This window comes from Pseudanabaena sp. PCC 6802, from assembly GCF_000332175.1.
Classification (GTDB): Bacteria; Cyanobacteriota; Cyanobacteriia; order Pseudanabaenales; family Pseudanabaenaceae; genus PCC-6802.
In genome coordinates this window covers 931,287-947,064 of sequence record NZ_KB235914.1, presented here as the reverse complement: position 1 = coordinate 947,064, position 15,778 = coordinate 931,287, and the positions used below count along the sequence as shown (strand labels likewise).

At 48.4% G+C, this 15,778-nt stretch carries 11 protein-coding genes; 1 reads left to right on the top strand and 10 read right to left on the bottom strand.

What is annotated here, in order from left to right; genetic code table 11:
• Positions 1–58: 58 nt before the first annotated feature.
• Positions 59–643 carry a Uma2 family endonuclease gene (locus PSE6802_RS0109705; protein ID WP_019499863.1) on the bottom strand — a complete coding sequence of 195 codons (585 nt, stop codon included), beginning with the start codon at positions 641–643 and terminating at the stop codon, positions 59–61.
• A gap of 286 nt (positions 644–929) precedes the next feature.
• A complete protein-coding gene (locus tag PSE6802_RS34735) occupies positions 930–1,517 on the bottom strand; it encodes a type II secretion system protein (RefSeq protein WP_162139219.1) in 588 nt (195 codons plus the stop codon).
• A gap of 303 nt (positions 1,518–1,820) precedes the next feature.
• On the opposite strand from PSE6802_RS34735, the gene PSE6802_RS35790 reads away from it, so the two are divergent.
• Entirely contained in the window at positions 1,821–1,934 is a 114-nt protein-coding gene (locus tag PSE6802_RS35790; protein ID WP_225902662.1) for a type II toxin-antitoxin system Phd/YefM family antitoxin, read from the top strand.
• A 90-nt stretch (positions 1,935–2,024) separates the two neighbouring features.
• Here the strand turns inward: PSE6802_RS35790 and PSE6802_RS0109690 are convergent, their stop codons facing one another.
• From PSE6802_RS0109690 to hpsA, 8 genes are all read right to left on the bottom strand, one after another.
• Positions 2,025–2,765 carry a Uma2 family endonuclease gene (locus PSE6802_RS0109690; protein ID WP_019499861.1) on the bottom strand — a complete coding sequence of 247 codons (741 nt, stop codon included), beginning with the start codon at positions 2,763–2,765 and terminating at the stop codon, positions 2,025–2,027.
• 128 nt (positions 2,766–2,893) lie between these two features.
• Positions 2,894–3,346, bottom strand: a complete 453-nt coding sequence (locus PSE6802_RS28435) for a Uma2 family endonuclease (protein ID WP_412973441.1) — start codon at positions 3,344–3,346, stop codon at positions 2,894–2,896.
• A 110-nt stretch (positions 3,347–3,456) separates the two neighbouring features.
• A complete protein-coding gene (locus PSE6802_RS0109680) occupies positions 3,457–4,347 on the bottom strand; it encodes an Rpn family recombination-promoting nuclease/putative transposase (protein WP_019499859.1) in 891 nt (296 codons plus the stop codon).
• 12 nt (positions 4,348–4,359) lie between these two features.
• Positions 4,360–4,917: a pilus assembly FimT family protein gene (locus PSE6802_RS30925; protein WP_019499858.1), complete on the bottom strand. Its 558-nt coding sequence runs from the start codon at positions 4,915–4,917 to the stop codon at positions 4,360–4,362.
• Between the two features lie 47 nt (positions 4,918–4,964).
• Entirely contained in the window at positions 4,965–6,008 is a 1,044-nt protein-coding gene (locus tag PSE6802_RS28425; RefSeq protein ID WP_019499857.1) for a WD40 repeat domain-containing protein, read from the bottom strand.
• Positions 6,009–6,119: 111 nt separating this feature from the next.
• A complete protein-coding gene (gene hpsC / locus PSE6802_RS28420; protein WP_156815479.1) occupies positions 6,120–7,328 on the bottom strand; it encodes a hormogonium polysaccharide secretion pseudopilin HpsC in 1,209 nt (402 codons plus the stop codon).
• Between the two features lie 68 nt (positions 7,329–7,396).
• The gene (locus PSE6802_RS28415) at positions 7,397–8,179 is read right to left on the bottom strand and encodes a prepilin-type N-terminal cleavage/methylation domain-containing protein (protein ID WP_019499855.1); all 783 of its coding nucleotides are present in this window, start codon (positions 8,177–8,179) and stop codon (positions 7,397–7,399) included.
• A gap of 14 nt (positions 8,180–8,193) precedes the next feature.
• The gene (gene hpsA / locus PSE6802_RS30920; protein ID WP_019499854.1) at positions 8,194–15,720 is read right to left on the bottom strand and encodes a hormogonium polysaccharide biosynthesis protein HpsA; all 7,527 of its coding nucleotides are present in this window, start codon (positions 15,718–15,720) and stop codon (positions 8,194–8,196) included.
• Positions 15,721–15,778 lie beyond the last annotated feature (58 nt).

The following is a 15,778-nucleotide window of genomic DNA, read 5'->3' as shown; positions in this document are numbered from 1 at the left end:
TAAACAAGCACTCCACCGTCAGCCGTCAGCTTTTCGGTGGCTGATGGTGAAGGGGATGTTAATAGCCATTAGCCTGGATTCCTGCTTCTAGAACCTGCATCGCAGTTAGAGTAAGTTCTGGAAAGACTTGCGAGACAATGCGATCGCTGCCAAAAAATTCAGCAACCTCATAGAAGCCATCCACCAGAGACAGGATAGAAACTTTGTGTTGAAAAACATCCACAATCCAATATTCTTGAATGCCAAGAGCGGCATATTCCGAGCGTTTATAGCGATAGTCATTTTCGGGATTACCCGAGCTAACTACCTCTACAACTAATAATGGAGCTGACTCCAGTACGGAAGATACATCACGAATTGACTGGTTTTGCTCTTTAGTTATGACCACAACGTCAGGAAATCTCGATCGCTTAGAAGTAGTGCGAACACCTGTATTTCCGACTTTGGGAACTAAATCTAACCCCAGCCGCAAGATCTCCTGATAAAAAGCTAAAAATACAAAATGAACGATGTCCTCATGTTTTCCAGTGGGCGGGGGCATCAGTACGAGTTCCCCGTCCACGAATTCATAACGGTTGTCTGTACCATCATCGTAGGTTAAATATTCGGCAAAAGTAATTTTTTTAGCAGTTATAGCAATCATAGGTCAGACGCTAGCTAGCGCGAAGCAAATATGTGCCTTATAGCGGTTTTCACTTGAGAACAGGTTTTATTTTTGGGGTGAAGGGGTAGAACCCCCTTCTTGGGGGCAACGCCCCCAAACCCCCTACTCTTTCCGATCTGACAAGCGCTATAACAACTATTATGTAACGACTTTGAGAAATTATAGCCATAGACAGATCTGTTAGGACAGGGGGTGTGGGGGCTGCGCCCCCACGCAGGGGTGGAACCCCTGCACCCCGTCCTCAGCCTGTTGGCTATAGCTATAATTAAGTGCGATCGCAGCCCTGTCCCTCTCCAGTTCGCATGGCACCCAATAGAGTCGATACCACAACGCACACGCGGGGGCTATTTGGTTCGTTTTCAGTGCCATTGAGGGCGAAAGTCACGCGGCGTTGATCGTTAAGACCGCGTTCGGGAAATCCATCTTTATCAAACTGAACCGTGTAGATCGTCCCTGCACCTGCTACCGTTTTAGTCAGCATAGTCGTGCAGCTTTTAGGGACAGGCGATGCGGGACAAGTATTGGATGTTCTAATGGAAACGCTATTTTCTAAGACAATCCAGGGTAATCCATTGATATCAGAAGCAGAGGGAGTATTGGATAGAGGTCTATGAATAGCTAATTGGAGCGTACCATCAAAGGCATTGCGGAGGCTGGTTTGCCATACGAGTTTATCGCGCTTGGCATTACTTTGAGCGGTGCGAAAAGCCGTAAACGTACGATTTTGAACGGCACTTAACTTTTGTCTATTGATAAATCCCAACCACCCCGGAGCTGCGATCGCGCTCAAAATCCCAATAATTGCAATAACGACTAAAATCTCAATCAGGGTAAATCCATCTGTCAACAGCAAATGCTTACCTAGCTTTGCCTCTAGGTTTGTCCTCCCTAACTTCCTAGCGATTTGCTTTAGCAATGCAATACCCAAAACATCTACCAATTATTCTGCATCCGTTTGCAAAATTTGTCCAGTAGATGGGCTTAGATATGTCTGACCGCTAGCTTGCACAAATCATTTTGGATTGCAATATAATATTATGTACGTGGTTCAGGTACATGTTTATGCTAGCATTTCAGACTGCTACTCCCACCGAGGCAAGAAAACAGTTTTTTGAATTATTGGAAAAGGTGACCGACCTGCCTGCGGAATATAGTTGTGATTAACCGTAAGGGTAAGGAAAATGTTGTTCTTCTTGCTGAGTCCGATTTGTCCAGCTTAATGGAAACTGCTTATCTGCTGAAGTCCCCCCCAATGCTCAACACCTTTTAGCGGCGATCGATCGCTCTAAAGCAAGAGATGGGAAGCGATCTCAATCATCGGCTGTTACTCCTTGAGGCGCGATCGGCTAAATGTATCAATCTATACTATTTTATCGGGATCGATGCCAAGCGATCGCAGGTAAGCTTCCAGCCTATCAACTCGTTGCCGTTCTGCTAGCTTGTCTTGTCGCTCTAGTTGTGCGGTTTGCTCTGCTAACAGTCTGGCTTGTTCTGCTTCTTTGTGCGATCGCAACAGTTCGCCAGAAATTGGGTCGTAGAAACGTAAGCCTTTGTCTGGATATAACCGTAATTCTAAATTGAGGGTTTGGCTAAATAGGCATAAAGAGCCATCTGGCAAAGTAGAGGGAGTGATATCCCAATATTTTCCTTGTTTGAGACTTTTGCCCTGCAAAAAGTCATTTTTTAGGTATTTACCAGTTGGATCGTACTGAAAGTATTCCTTTACGCCTAATTTTTGGTATAGCTTGGGTTTATCACGCCTATCTCTTGCAGCAGTTGCAGCTGAAGTGATTTCCAGAACAAATGCGGGGATGGTGTTGTTTTCTTCCCAGACTTTGTAGCTACCGCGATCGCGATTATCTACGCCAAATACTACAAACGTGTCTGGGGCAACACACGCATCCTTATTGCCTTTTTCGTAGTAGATTAATAAATTACCTGATACGTAGACATCTTGACGAGCTTGAAAGAAAATCCGCAATACTATAGTGGCATAGCTGAGATACTCGCGCTGGGCATCGCCTTCTGCCATTGGTAGATCGTCCTCTTCGGGATATTCAATTGTATTTAGGGGGTCTAGTATGTCAGTTGAGATCGTCATGGTGGTTATGTTGCGATCGCATTACTAGAGCTAACTTAGCATAACTGTTGATAGGCTGTCATACTGAGCCTGCTTGTAAAATCGAGAGTGTTCAGATTTTTGTGTAAATTGAGTCCTGAAGTACGTATTTACGCTGTTTCAGAGGCTCGATACACAAAATTCCGATCGCACCCTAAAATCTGGGCGACAGAAAGTTTTAACTGGGGGAAGGTGCGGGACAGAATGAGATCTTCACCTCTGTAAACTTTCTCGTCATAGCGATCGCCATCTTGAGTATCGACATTACTAATCAACGTCAAGATGGAAATCTGAGCTAGTTGTGGATCGATAATCCAATATTCAGGAATTTGCATGTCCTGATATTCTATTTTTTTCTTGAGATAGTCGCGCTCTCGACTTTCTTCACCAGGACTAACCACCTCAATTACTAATATCATCGGGGTTTCCAGTACAGCAGACGATCGATTGCCGAGCGATCTCCATACTGCACCTTCGACAATGGCGATATCGGGAATTCGGGCATAAGTCAGTTTGGTGCGAATCCCCACATCACCGTAAAAAATCTCCCAATCTATATTCAGTCTTTGGATTTCCCGATCGAGGAGCCGGAAAAGATATCTGGTAACTTTAACGTGTGTATTTATCCATATTACTGCGAGATCGTCATGGTGGTTATGTGGCGATCGCGCTCCTAGCTCTCATTCAACCAGCGATCGAGGTCGGTAATATCATTGAAATCTAACAACGCTTCACTGAGAGATTCCATTTGTGCGAGAGTAAGATTATTAATTTGGGTTTGGTGGCGATCGCTTAGCATGCCAAGCTTTTTTGATAGTTGGCGTAATAAAAGCGATCGCGCCTCATTTTGTCTGCCTTGCTGCATACCTTGCTGCATGCCTTGCTGCATGCCTTGCTGCATACCTTGCTGCATACCCTCTTGCTTGGCATCCTGATAGACCCGAGTCTGCCGCAGGTCGTCTAATGTAAACATCGCTTGAATCTCCTCCCGGCTTAACTGAGGGAACTTATATACTAGGACAGTCTCCATAAATTCTACTACAGTCGCCTTTAGCTCTGGCAAACATCTCTGCTCCACCTCTGCCTTGAGGTTCTCGACAAATTCAGGAGTTGTCGCCGATGGTGTCACGATTAACTGCACGATCTTAATTGCCCAGGAATCAGTTTCGCGCTCCTGCCAATCATCCAGGTAAACCCGCCGAATCCGATTACTGGCAAATAGTTCGCGAAAATGCTCGGCTTCACCAGGGTCGTAGCTGCGACGGGCAAAGATGGCCACCGCTTGCCAATTTTGTTCTGGCTCGTACTGGCTGAGGTACATGCAAATCTCCGCCATGAACGCGCTGTAGAAATTGTTTTTGCGCTGGGACTGCACCTCGGTAAAGACGATCGGTTTATCGCCAGTTTTGGGTAAGAAAACGCCATCAAATCGAAACGCTTTTTCTTTTACTTCGACAGAAACAAACTCATAATCGTCTACACTGGGAATTGGCTGCTCGGTTAGCTCAAACAGGAGCGATTGAAAGGTTTTCAGCAACTGATAGAACAGGGTGTCAGTTCTCACGTCTATCGATCGCTATAGAGAGCAATTTGTATCAACTGAGCCAAGTAATGTCCGAATAGTTACGCATTGCTCTTGTCCGATCAAATTGTGCTTTAGCTTGATTTGAATAGGTATCAGGTTGTCTTTGGAACGCGTATTGGGAGTAAATGTAGTATCCAATTTATATGGAGTGCCTTTTTCATCGAATAGAATTGTTGCTTGGTTACTAGAGATAATCGAAACGGTTGGATTATCTCTCGTTATGCTAGTTATCTTAACTGTACTATCAAGCGATTCCTGGGCATTGGGAGATGTAATCGTACCATTGGCTACATCGATCGTAACTGTTTTAGGACGATTTTCCTTCTTAGCCTGACTTTGTGCACTTTTCAGAGCAGTAAATACCTTATTAGTGGCGGAGTTGAGTTTTTGTCTGTTGTTAAATGCTAACCAGTTAGGGCCAGCGATCGCTGCCAACACACCAATAATAATTACCACAACTAGTATCTCTATCATGGTAAAACCAGATGCTTTAGATTTACTATTAGCAGCTACGTGCTTTAGAAGTTGCGATCGCAATATATTATTCATTTATCACACTACCTCCCAAATACCTGTTTAATGCTATTGGAATTTGACTAATCTAATTTCCATACGATAATTTTTGAATCTCGACTGCCGCTCACCGCCCGCTTACCGTCTGGACTAATTGCTACAGACCATACAATGTTGTCATGCCACTTAAAATCTTTAATTAGATCGCCAGTATTGAAATTCCTAACTGTAACTGTAGGAAGAGTATTCCCAGCAACCAGTCTTTGCCCATCACGAGTAATCGCTACAGACTTAACATTATTTACCTCTGAAATTGTTTTTAAAAGCTCCCCAGAGTTGAGATCCCAAATTCTAATTGTGGCATCATCGCTACCGCTCGCTATTTTTCTGCCATCAGGAGTGAGAGCCAATGATAGCACCAGATTGCTATGCCCTTTTAGCGTTTTTTGGAGCTGACCAGTTTTGGTATCCCAAATCTTAATCTCTGGATTACTACCACTAACAATTCTGCTACCGTCGGAACTAAAAATCACAGCAGGAACGATATCAGTATGACCTGTCAGCGTATTTATCAAATTACCACTGTCTAGATCCCAAATTTTGACAGTTTTATCCCAACCGCCGCTCGCTAGGGTTTTGCCATCCGGGCTAATCGCCAAATCTATAACCGTATCTGTATGCCCAGTTAGAGTACGCAGTAATTCTCCTGTTTGGGTATTCCAGATTTTGATCGTTTTATCCTTGCTTCCGCTTGCAAGTAGTTTGCCATTTGGGCTAATTGCCAACCCATAAACCCAGTCGGTATGCCCCTCTAGTTTGCGCCATTGAATACCTAAGTACGGATCCCAAACCCGAATTGTATTATCCCGTGCCGAACTGTAAAGTGTTTTGCCATCAGGGCTGAAAATGACATAACGCACGTCTCCCTGATGTCCGGTCAGAATTCTGGCTATATCTGGATTTTTGCAATAATCGCTCAGGCTACAGGGGAACTGGATGTAGGTGACTGCTACTATGGCAACAGCTAGGAGAATAGCACCGACGATCGCTATCCACCATCTATTTTTAGTCTTCCTTTGACCATTTTTTTTAGGAGGCTTTGCCGTTGGTGATTTTGACTTTGCCATAGCAGTTTTGTTAAGTATGGGAGATGAGCGATCGCCAGTTTCTCAAAATATTTCTCCTTATCCTGTAATCGTAACCAAATATTAAACCGCCGATCGGACTCTAGTTAGGAACTAATTGGGCACGACGACGCTGCGGCCAAATATCAGGGTATTAGCTGTGGGAATAAACGTATTGTTGTTGGCATTGCCTAACGGACGGAAACTCTTGTCATCAAACAAACGCGCCAGCGCATTGCCTCGAATAAATACCCTTGCCACGGGGCGATCTAGCCTGGAATTTACACAAGCATAAAAGCTAGTTAAGCCTGTGGGATTAATAGTTGCAGATCCAAAGTCTGCGGGTACGCGCACAGAACCGCCACCCGTACCACCTTTACTATCGGCTGCGTTGCTTTCGCAGTCCAAATTGGCATTATTAGTCGAATTCAAAGCCGTCGCATTGGAACGAATAGGGATGTTCAATATCCCGCTCCCACTACCGTCATCCTGGTTAGAGGCATGTGGCGTGTCGTCAATATAGTCTACTAGGGTTTGAGCACTATAGGAATTAAATGCAACTGCCGCAGTCTCTTTCCATAGGTTCATTTTGCCTGATAGGGTAGTAGCTTGGGCACTCAGATCGAACCTTACAAAACCATTATCTGGTTTGACATAGTAATAATTTGTATCAACGGTTTGATATCCATCGCTGCGCCTTGCACCAGTAGTACAAGTAGCATCCGTAGACGCACAGTTAGGATTGACAATGCCATCTTTGACCTCCCATCTTTCGATGCGAGCAGCTTTTGACCAGGTTGCACTAGGGGTAGCGTCTTTCACCAGGTAATAAGCAACTAGCGAATAGACAAATTGATCGGTGCCGTAACAATTAGAGCCATCAGCCGCAGGAGTTGCTACTCCAAGACATTTAACTAACCTCTTTGTCCCATCAATGGCTAAAGTGACTTCAGAGTCTCGCTCTAAAAGTGTCCGCTTCCAAAACACTAAAACAGGGGTTTTGTCAGTGCCTGTTGGCAACTTATTTGCACTATTGGTACCTGAAGTAATTGCGGCTATACCATCGGCATCATAGATATAAACGGCTTCTTGCATGTCATCGGCAATGTAGTCGAGCGCTGCCTGAATCTCTTCTTGGGTGGCAACTTTAGCCTGCTCTTTGCGATCTGTTTCCAAAATGCTAGTGGCAAAGGTAATCAGCGTTGTTACCATAATTACCGCCATAATGGCAGAAACCAGCAGCTCTAGTAACGTGAAACCACTTGTTCCTCTAGAAACTCTGGCAGTTCTTAGTAATAGTCGCTGTAAAAAGATCCTTTTCATATGTTCGGTTTCATTATGAAAGCATAGTGTGAAAGCAGAAGTAACAGCAAAATAATCACAAAATCTATTTATTGTCCGAGAAGGCGACTTTGGCAACTGGCAGCAATAGTAGCATCAGCATCGTTAGGATTGCAGTTGGCGTAATCGCTCATGTTAGTTGTAGAGTCGATCGCATTCGCAGAGGCTACTATTAGAGGTGCCGTCCGCGACCCCAGAGTGCCGGTAAAGGGGGAAGCAGTGGCGCTAGAAGTAGGTGAGTTTTTCTGCAACGTACTAATTGCAGTTCCAGAAGAATTAAAAGCATCAGCACGATAGACCCTGACTACTAGATCGAATCCGCGTTTTCTGACATCAGCCTCTGTAACCGTAGTACTGACCGTCTGCCCGTTACGAATTGGCTGAATGACCAGATCGTTAGGATCGTCGAATGAAAATCCATTACCATTGGTATCTACCCTGGTCGAACTATCTGTAGGTGCAGTAGTTGGAGCAGCAGCGTTGTACAAATTGATGGCGGTCGTGGTGGCAGTCACGCCGCTGGGGACAGCGGGAACGGTAATCGAGCCTGCCCTCACGCCATTCATGTAAGCTCTGGCTGCCTGAGTAGCTAGATCGACTCTGCGAGCTTGCACCCGCGCAGCAACGGTTAAAGCAAGCATGGGCGCGATGCCCACCAATAAAGTACTGACCACAACCATAGCGATTAGGGATTCCAGCAGCGTAAATCCCGATTGTTTAGGTACCTCAGACGATGCAACGATGTGCATTCGGATCGATCTCCCAATCTCGTGCTTGAGTTTTTGCCCTCGCGCTTGGGTGGCTAAGTCGCTTTTCCGATTAATCATCAACATAATCGATCTCCGTACTACGGGTTGTATGTGGGAGTTGGGCAGGTAACAGCACCAGGTAGGGCACGTACAGTATAGTCGGCAATTTCGGCATCGGTTCCTATACCTTTTCTAGCACTATCGGTAACTGTGGTAGTGGCATTAGCAGGTTGCAAAGCACACAACAGATTTTGGATATACGGATCGTCTTTCCCTACTTCGCGGAAGAACTCGTTGGGATCGGGCGAAGCTTTGGAGAACCTGAGCGCAAACAGGTCAGAAGGCTGTGTTAGTAACCCAACATCATAACCCCATTGTCTTTGAGGTGGACGGTAGAAAGGCAACGCCTGGTTTGTCAGAGATTGATAGTATTTCCGGGTAATGCCATCAGAAGCAGCACCAAACAAGCTGGTAATCGCACTACTGTTACCACTAGCATTATCCTGAGCAGTGGCGAGGTTAGTATAAGGAGCAGTGGATGAGAAGGGTGCCGTCGCAAATACACTACGACGAGATTGGATAAAACCACCGGAAATCCGGGAGTTAGTATTTCTCCAACTCTGCATATAACGAATGAAGTTGTGCAACCCACCGCCTGTTTCTGCAGTGAACCCAGCGGGGTTGGTTGAAGCTGAGTACGTGACAAAGGCGCGGGATGGTGTATTGCCAGCGACAAAGTAGGCATTTACTTCTGTATCGGTGGCAACTTCTACCCACCTGGCATCCTCGTCGTTGGTTGCACCTTCATCCTGTGCTAGGGTTGTCGTGCCAGCCGCAGAGATCGCAACTTCTGGTGCGTGTACCTGAAGCACAGGCAAAACTAGCGGTTCGGCATCGCTGGTCATAGCGACGATCGCAGCATTAGGATCGCCGTTTGGATCTTGATAGGGCTTACTACCAGCAGGGCTGCCAGTTTTCGGAGTAGTTGTATCCTCTTGATAAACTACTACTGGCGCGTTGCTAAACCCAAGGAAGCGTCCGTTTCTAATTTCAACGTTATTTTCGATCGTAGGCGCTGCACCATCACCGATAAAGTTACCCATCAAAACCGTACGGTGTATGGCATTGCCACTAGCATCATCTTTCTTAGAGGTGTTTTCCAGGGTGAGCGTAGCCGAACTACTGGTACCCACTACCCAGAAAATGTTGTTCGGACTGACCCCATTTAGCTTCATCTTGAAGCCATAGGCAGCGGAAGTACCAGCGGTTGAGGGATTTGGGTCTGCTTTCCCAATGGTCGTGCTGTTGGGTAACTTCAGAACAAACATGGTGTCTTTGGGCTTGGTGGTTCTAGTATCCTTCAGCGTTAATGTCACGTCGCTCGTGGTGGCAATAGTGGCTGGCATGTTAACTACTACTACCGATACATTTGGGTAGCCATCAGTTTCATCAAGACCTATTTCTTCAGTCGCAATGCTTGTTTTGGTAATAACTCTAGTAGTTTTCAGTGCTTGCAAGCCAGTGCCTTCGCTAGAAATGTTTCTCAAGCCACCCAGGAAAGTTGTAGCCTGAGTCAAGCCACTGCAAGAGCCGCTACCTGCAATATCTGCGGTTTTTCTGGCTCTGTTCAGATAGGAACCCGCGCCCGTCGTACAAATTGCATAGTCCGATGCCGATAGTGCAGTGGTGGCATTGAGACTGTAGGTACCGGAGGTACTTACTTCACCAATGTTACTAGCAACATTAAAGTTCAATGTATCGGGAAGTAATATCTTGGGAGCTGCACTCTTGGAAAGACTATTTCCAGCCCCAGGTGCAGCCGTGTAGATATACAGCGGGCGATTGGTGGTGCTAGAGTCGTAGCGCACCTTAGTAGGATCGCCCAAGGCATCAGAAGATCCACTGAGAATGTCGTCATTGGGGTCGCCTACCACTCTATACCACAGCGCTCTAGCAACCGTAGAAGGCGTGGTTTTACCGAAGAAGGAATTGGTGCCAGTGGTCATACCTAGATATTCCTTGGCTGGAGCCGATCGCGCATCTTTAGCAGCGCTAGTACCATCCAATTTGGGTCCTGTATACAGGGCTGCCAGAGGATTGGTTAAATCCATGTTGACGCGAGGGAGCATGGCCGCAATTGGCAGCCTGGGCATGGTGCCGCCGCTGGCGATCGCTAAGCTAGGTTTGCTTACTGCTGCGATCGTCAGAGGTCTCAACATAGCTCCTGCCCTAGACCGCGAGCTGGCAACCGAGCTAGAGATCGAGCTTGCCAGCGAAGAACTGGCAGACGAGGTGCTGGCAGAAGCAACACTACGCGAAGACGAACTGGCAGACGAGGCGCTCAGCGAGGACGAACTCAGCGAAGACGAACTGGCGGACGAGGCGCTACGCGAGGACGAACTGGCTGAAGATGCACTAGCTGAAGCTACGCTAGCTGAGGAAGCGCTGCTGCGGGAGGCGTTGCTAGCCGAAGCACTGGCAGCCGAAGCACTGCTGACCGAAGCACTGCTAGCCGAAACACTGGCAGCCGAAGCACTGCTACGCGAGGCGCTACTGGCAGAGGAAGCACTCAGCGAAGCCCTACTGGCAGAGGAGGCACTGCTGGCCGAAGCACTGCTGGCAGAGGAAGCGCTGCTGACCGAAGCATTGCTGGCAGAGGAAGCACTGCTGACCGAAGCACTGCTAGCTGAAGCACTACGAGAGAGAGAGCTGGCTGAGAGACTAGATGCAGCGGAAGCACTGCTAAGTGAGGCACTGCTGGCAGCAGAGGCAACACTACGTGAAGCACTAGCAGAGACAGAACTGCGCGAGAGGGAGCTGGCTGAGAGACTAGATGCAGCGGAAGCACTGCTACGCGAAGCACTGCTACGCGAGGCGCTGCTAGCAGAAGAGGCACTACTAATTGAGGCGCTACTAGCTGCTGAGGTACTGCTACGCGAAGCACTAGCAGAGATAAGACTAGCGGCAGAGGCACTACTGGCAGAGGCGCTGCTGGCCGAGACGCTGGAAGCTCTGGAGGAGGCACTGCTCGCCGAGGCATTACTGGCAGAGGCGCTTGCAGCAGAAAGACTGCTGCGCGAAGCACTGCTGGCCGAAGAAACACTGGCAGAAGCAGAACTCGCAGAAGATCGGCTGGCCGAAGAAACACTGGCAGAGTTTTCGCTAGCGGTGGAGGCGCTAGCTGATACATAGACAGAGGAGGCACTGCTAGCAGACGCAGAACTGACAGAGGCGACGCTCGCCGAGGAAACGCTCGCAGACTCGGAACTGGCAGATTCGGAACTGGCAGAAGCGGAGCTTGCTGCCGCATCGCAAGCTGTGGCTGTATTGAGATAGCCATAGGTCGTGCCGCCAGATGCGGCATTGCCGTTGGTTACTCCAATTGGAATTGGGTAACTAGCTTGAGCCGTATCGCAAGTACTGGTCATGACCAGCGCTTTGCTGCCATCGTCAAACAAGTCGCTACTGCGCATAAAGTGAACGCGACGCGGGAAGCGCAGATCGTCCGGGTGAATGTAGCGCAAAGAGCTGCTGGGCGTAGCATTAGATCCGGTACCCCAGGGTTCGGTGGCGGTGGGAGTGCCATCCAGGGTAGGCATGACGGTCGTTCCAGCGCCAACACCCGTCCAGTCATTAGGCCCGCACTCCGATGCAGGCAGCTTCCGGCAAATTTCCATACTGTACTCGTAGGAATTACCGCGCCGTTGTACGGGGGTGGTACCGTTGGCAAGGTAAGTGGTTTTGCGATCGCCAGGGAACACATCGGCATACAGTTCCGGGCTACCACCCGTACCGATGTTATTACTGTTGAGATAGTCAGTATTGGCAACAAAGTTATTGTTCCACAGACCCATTCTGAGGCGGCTTTGGGCGACAGTACTGCTAACCGATGAGGTGTCGGCATTATTCCTCAGATCGAAGTCGCCATCAATGCGATAACCATCAACGGAGTTGGCAGATAGAACCGTAGGCGCGTCGGCAATGATGGTGGCAGCCCGCCATTCGTCACCAGTCGAACAACCAGTCTTGGGAGAATTGGGACGACAGGCAAAGTTATTATTGAGATCGTTGCGATCGTAGAAGTTATCCCAGTCAGCAGCTAGAGGTGTTGAAAACTCTTGCTGGGTGTGCTGGTTAAAGTTTCCTTTGATATACACTGGCAGATTAGTGGCAAGCACCAAGCCCTTTTCGCCCCTGGTAGCTTGCGACCAAGGGGGTTGCGAGGTACCAGTACCGCGCCACAGTCTGGAACCATTAATCAGTCTGATCGAACTGGGGCGACGGGTGGGATCGAGAAGAAAGTCGGTGGGACTGAGTTGTTCCCTCGAATCGAGCGTAGTCGAGCTGTCGCTGAGATCTTCGAGAGCATCATCGCGAGATGCGTAGATTATGCCGCTGTAGGGCAATAAATATTCGGTGGGAATGCCATTCGTACTGTCATTATTAATCGCTCCCGCCACGGTGCTACTGCGCAAGAGATTGAAGTCAATATCTGTAGCGCGAATTTCTATGGGTTGGCGCTGCTCGATTTCGAGGTCGTAGAGACTGGGATCGCTACCGCTGAGAGATTCATCTTGATTGAGCGATTTTACCTCTCTACCGTCGAGGAAAGTAGATTCTTTGAAAGTACCGTGCGGTACGTTCACTCCACTAGTGGGTGTTGTGCTGACCGTGAGCGTACCATCCAAAATTTGCAGGGCGCACAGACTGGAGTCCACGGCTGCTTGTTCTGACAAGGAAAGTTGACCGGCGGCAATGCTGCCGCTACCAGTGGTAGCAGCTTTGTACAATGCGGAGCGCAACTGCGGGTTGACAAATCTGCCATTGGGATAGACCAGGTTTGCCTGATAAACCAGTCGTGCAGCTAGGTTCCCAGTCGTGCCAACGGGGTTTGGTTCTCCATAACTGCTGCCATTTTTAAAGAACCCTTGGTAAGTACCAGAGCTTTCATAGCCAATACCGCTAGTGATGTTAACAGCGGTTTGACCGACTGCATAGGTAATGCCATTGTTAGATCGCCCCTTGTCATCGTAGTTATATGGCAGGCTAGTAACGCCGTATTTGCCATTTTTAGCTGTGTCCGTTGTGGAGGGATCGTAGTAGCTGCTGACGCAGGCAACTGGGGTTTGATACGTACCAGGCGTGAGGGGATCGTAGACGCTGGTTTTGTAGTGGTAAACGGCAGTAGCCCGCATTTGCAGGTCGCCTTTTTTTGCCACCCCAGTGCTATCGAGCGGATTGCTGTAGTCCGTGTTGCTACCACCTGTGGTAGTCCAGGCACTGCCATCCCAACGCTGGTAGGCACTGCCACTCCATTTCACAGCACCTGTCATGGGCATGGAGTCGGGCCACACCACAAAACCAGCCTTCAATGTCGCATCGGTGGAAGTTGAATCGGCGTTGAGCTTGGATTCGTCTATCGCAATTCCAGCAACCACATCGATTTTAGTATTGGTAGCGCTGGTCAAACTGGGTGGTGCGGGTAGAAAAGACTGCGATGTCTGACGGCTGAAAATCCCCGCGCCAGTGATCGCGCGCAAGCCGCCGCGCACAGGTGAAATCTCGTTACAACCGCCAGTAGTAGAGCAAGTGCGATTAGCGACATCGATATTACTAGGATCGTCAGCAGATGTAGGTGAAGCGGCTGCTTGCTTTTCCCAATAACCTCCTCGGCTTGGATCGCCCAGATCGGCGAGAGTATCTACCCTTGTGTTAATTGTACGTGGTAAACCTGTATCGCTCCAGTTCTTGTTATCACCGAGCTTGTAGTCGATGGTTCTGTCCGCAAATTTGTTCGCCTCGTCGGACTTGTACCACAGTGCTGGCAAGTTATTGCCGACTAAAACGCGATCGCCCAAACGATCTTGCTTGTCAAAATTAGCCTTCCTTGTATTTGGATCGGTTGCTGGGAGGTTACCAGTGGCAAAAGTTAAGTTGGCAGTATCATCTGGAAAACTAACACCCTGCCCGATGGCATAACCTCCAGGAGCAGCATTATATGGTGGGATTACCCACTTTTCCGGTGGCACGAATTCAATTTTGCCTCCACCGACATCTACTACGCCATTACCGCTGTTAACCGAACTGCCGGAATATGTCCCGCCTGTTCCACTGAGGAAACTAGCAATACTATTAGAACCTGTTGAATTCCAGCCACCCAAAATAACAGAGTCACTACTGCCGAAGGATACTTCCTTAAATGGCACTTTTCGCAAGCGATTTTTAAAATAGGTTCTGAGCGCGTCAGCTTCCAAGACCCCGTTGGTATCGATGTCATCTTGTACTGAGTCGGGGTATTTAGGCGTTACAGTGCGGGCTTGGGCAGCTTGCACCAGGGCATCGAGGCGTCTGGTGTAAGCAAAGTCATTGGATGCCGCTTCCGGCCCAGTATTATTAACGGTGCGCGTACTAGTATTAATTTTAGTGTCAGCAGTATTGCTAGTGGGTGGAGTACTTTCACCTTGGAAGAGGTCAAAGTCAACTGGATTAATTGTGCTGGTATCGATAGTCATGGCATCGCCAAAGACCACATTGCCTGCTACCAACACTTGCGAATTTTCTTCTTTGTATTGACAAGAAAAAGGACTGCTAATCTGGTAGAACTGTGCGGAGTCGCCCGGACGCGCGCTGATCATCAGGTTGGCGTTAGTAAACACCTTGCCATTCAGTCGAAAAGCGGGTGCTTGCGAAAGCTCCAGATCGTTCTCAAACCACACTGACGTATTGTTGAGACCTTCGCGAGCGCGGTCTTGCTGCAACTCTAAGGCGCTAAATCCCTGGTTGCCCTTGTAAATTTCGTATCTACTAACATCGGCGGTTGCACCGGGCATGGGTAGCTGTGTAATCGGTACGGTAGCGGCATAGACAAAAAATGATTTTTTGAGCTTGCCACCGCGATTGAACCAACCCGATGCTTGACCGCCACCGGAAGCAAATTGACACTCACCCGTAAGATTGTTTTCATCCATGGGTGGCGTGCGAGCTTCTGTCACAGCTACACCTCTTGATGTAGCCGTGAGAGGCCGCGCCCTGAACTGGATGCTGTAAACAGCCATGGAGTCAAACAGACCATTGTTATCCGTGTCGATGGGGTACTTCCAAGCCGTGTTGGAAACCTTATAGGCATCAGTCGAAGCTACATCGGAAAGGTCAACTGGCGACTCGCTCAGGAGTTGGAGGCGGATCTCATCGTTAAATGTATATCTTTCGCTGGACTTAATCGTGTCGTAAAGCGTTTCATCAGGGGGAGCGCCTCTACCGAGCGATGGCTCGCTCAGTAAAGCATCGAGCTTAATTCTGGCGCGGTCAACCGCTGGGGTGGTAGCTAACCTGACTGCCTGTTCGACTCTAGCGTTTGATGCAGTTCTGGCGCGCTCTGAGGATCTGGCTACCATCAGCACCACCAGCAGGGTGACGACGGTTGTCACCATTACCACTGTGGGCAAAACAAAACCCATTTGCGTACCGCGTTTAGCTTTGCCCGTGCCTCTGGTTTGGTTAAACAAACTGCGGACAAAGCGCCGACTAATCCTGAAGGGGCTGCCAATTTTAATCAGCCATTTCCTGATTTTGGCGATCAAATTTGCAAAGAATTGGTTAATTTGCCTTTGATTTCGATTAGACATAATTACCCCTAATGACCCCTAGAGAAAAGCCCAAAGATTTAAAAGTTACAAATGAAAA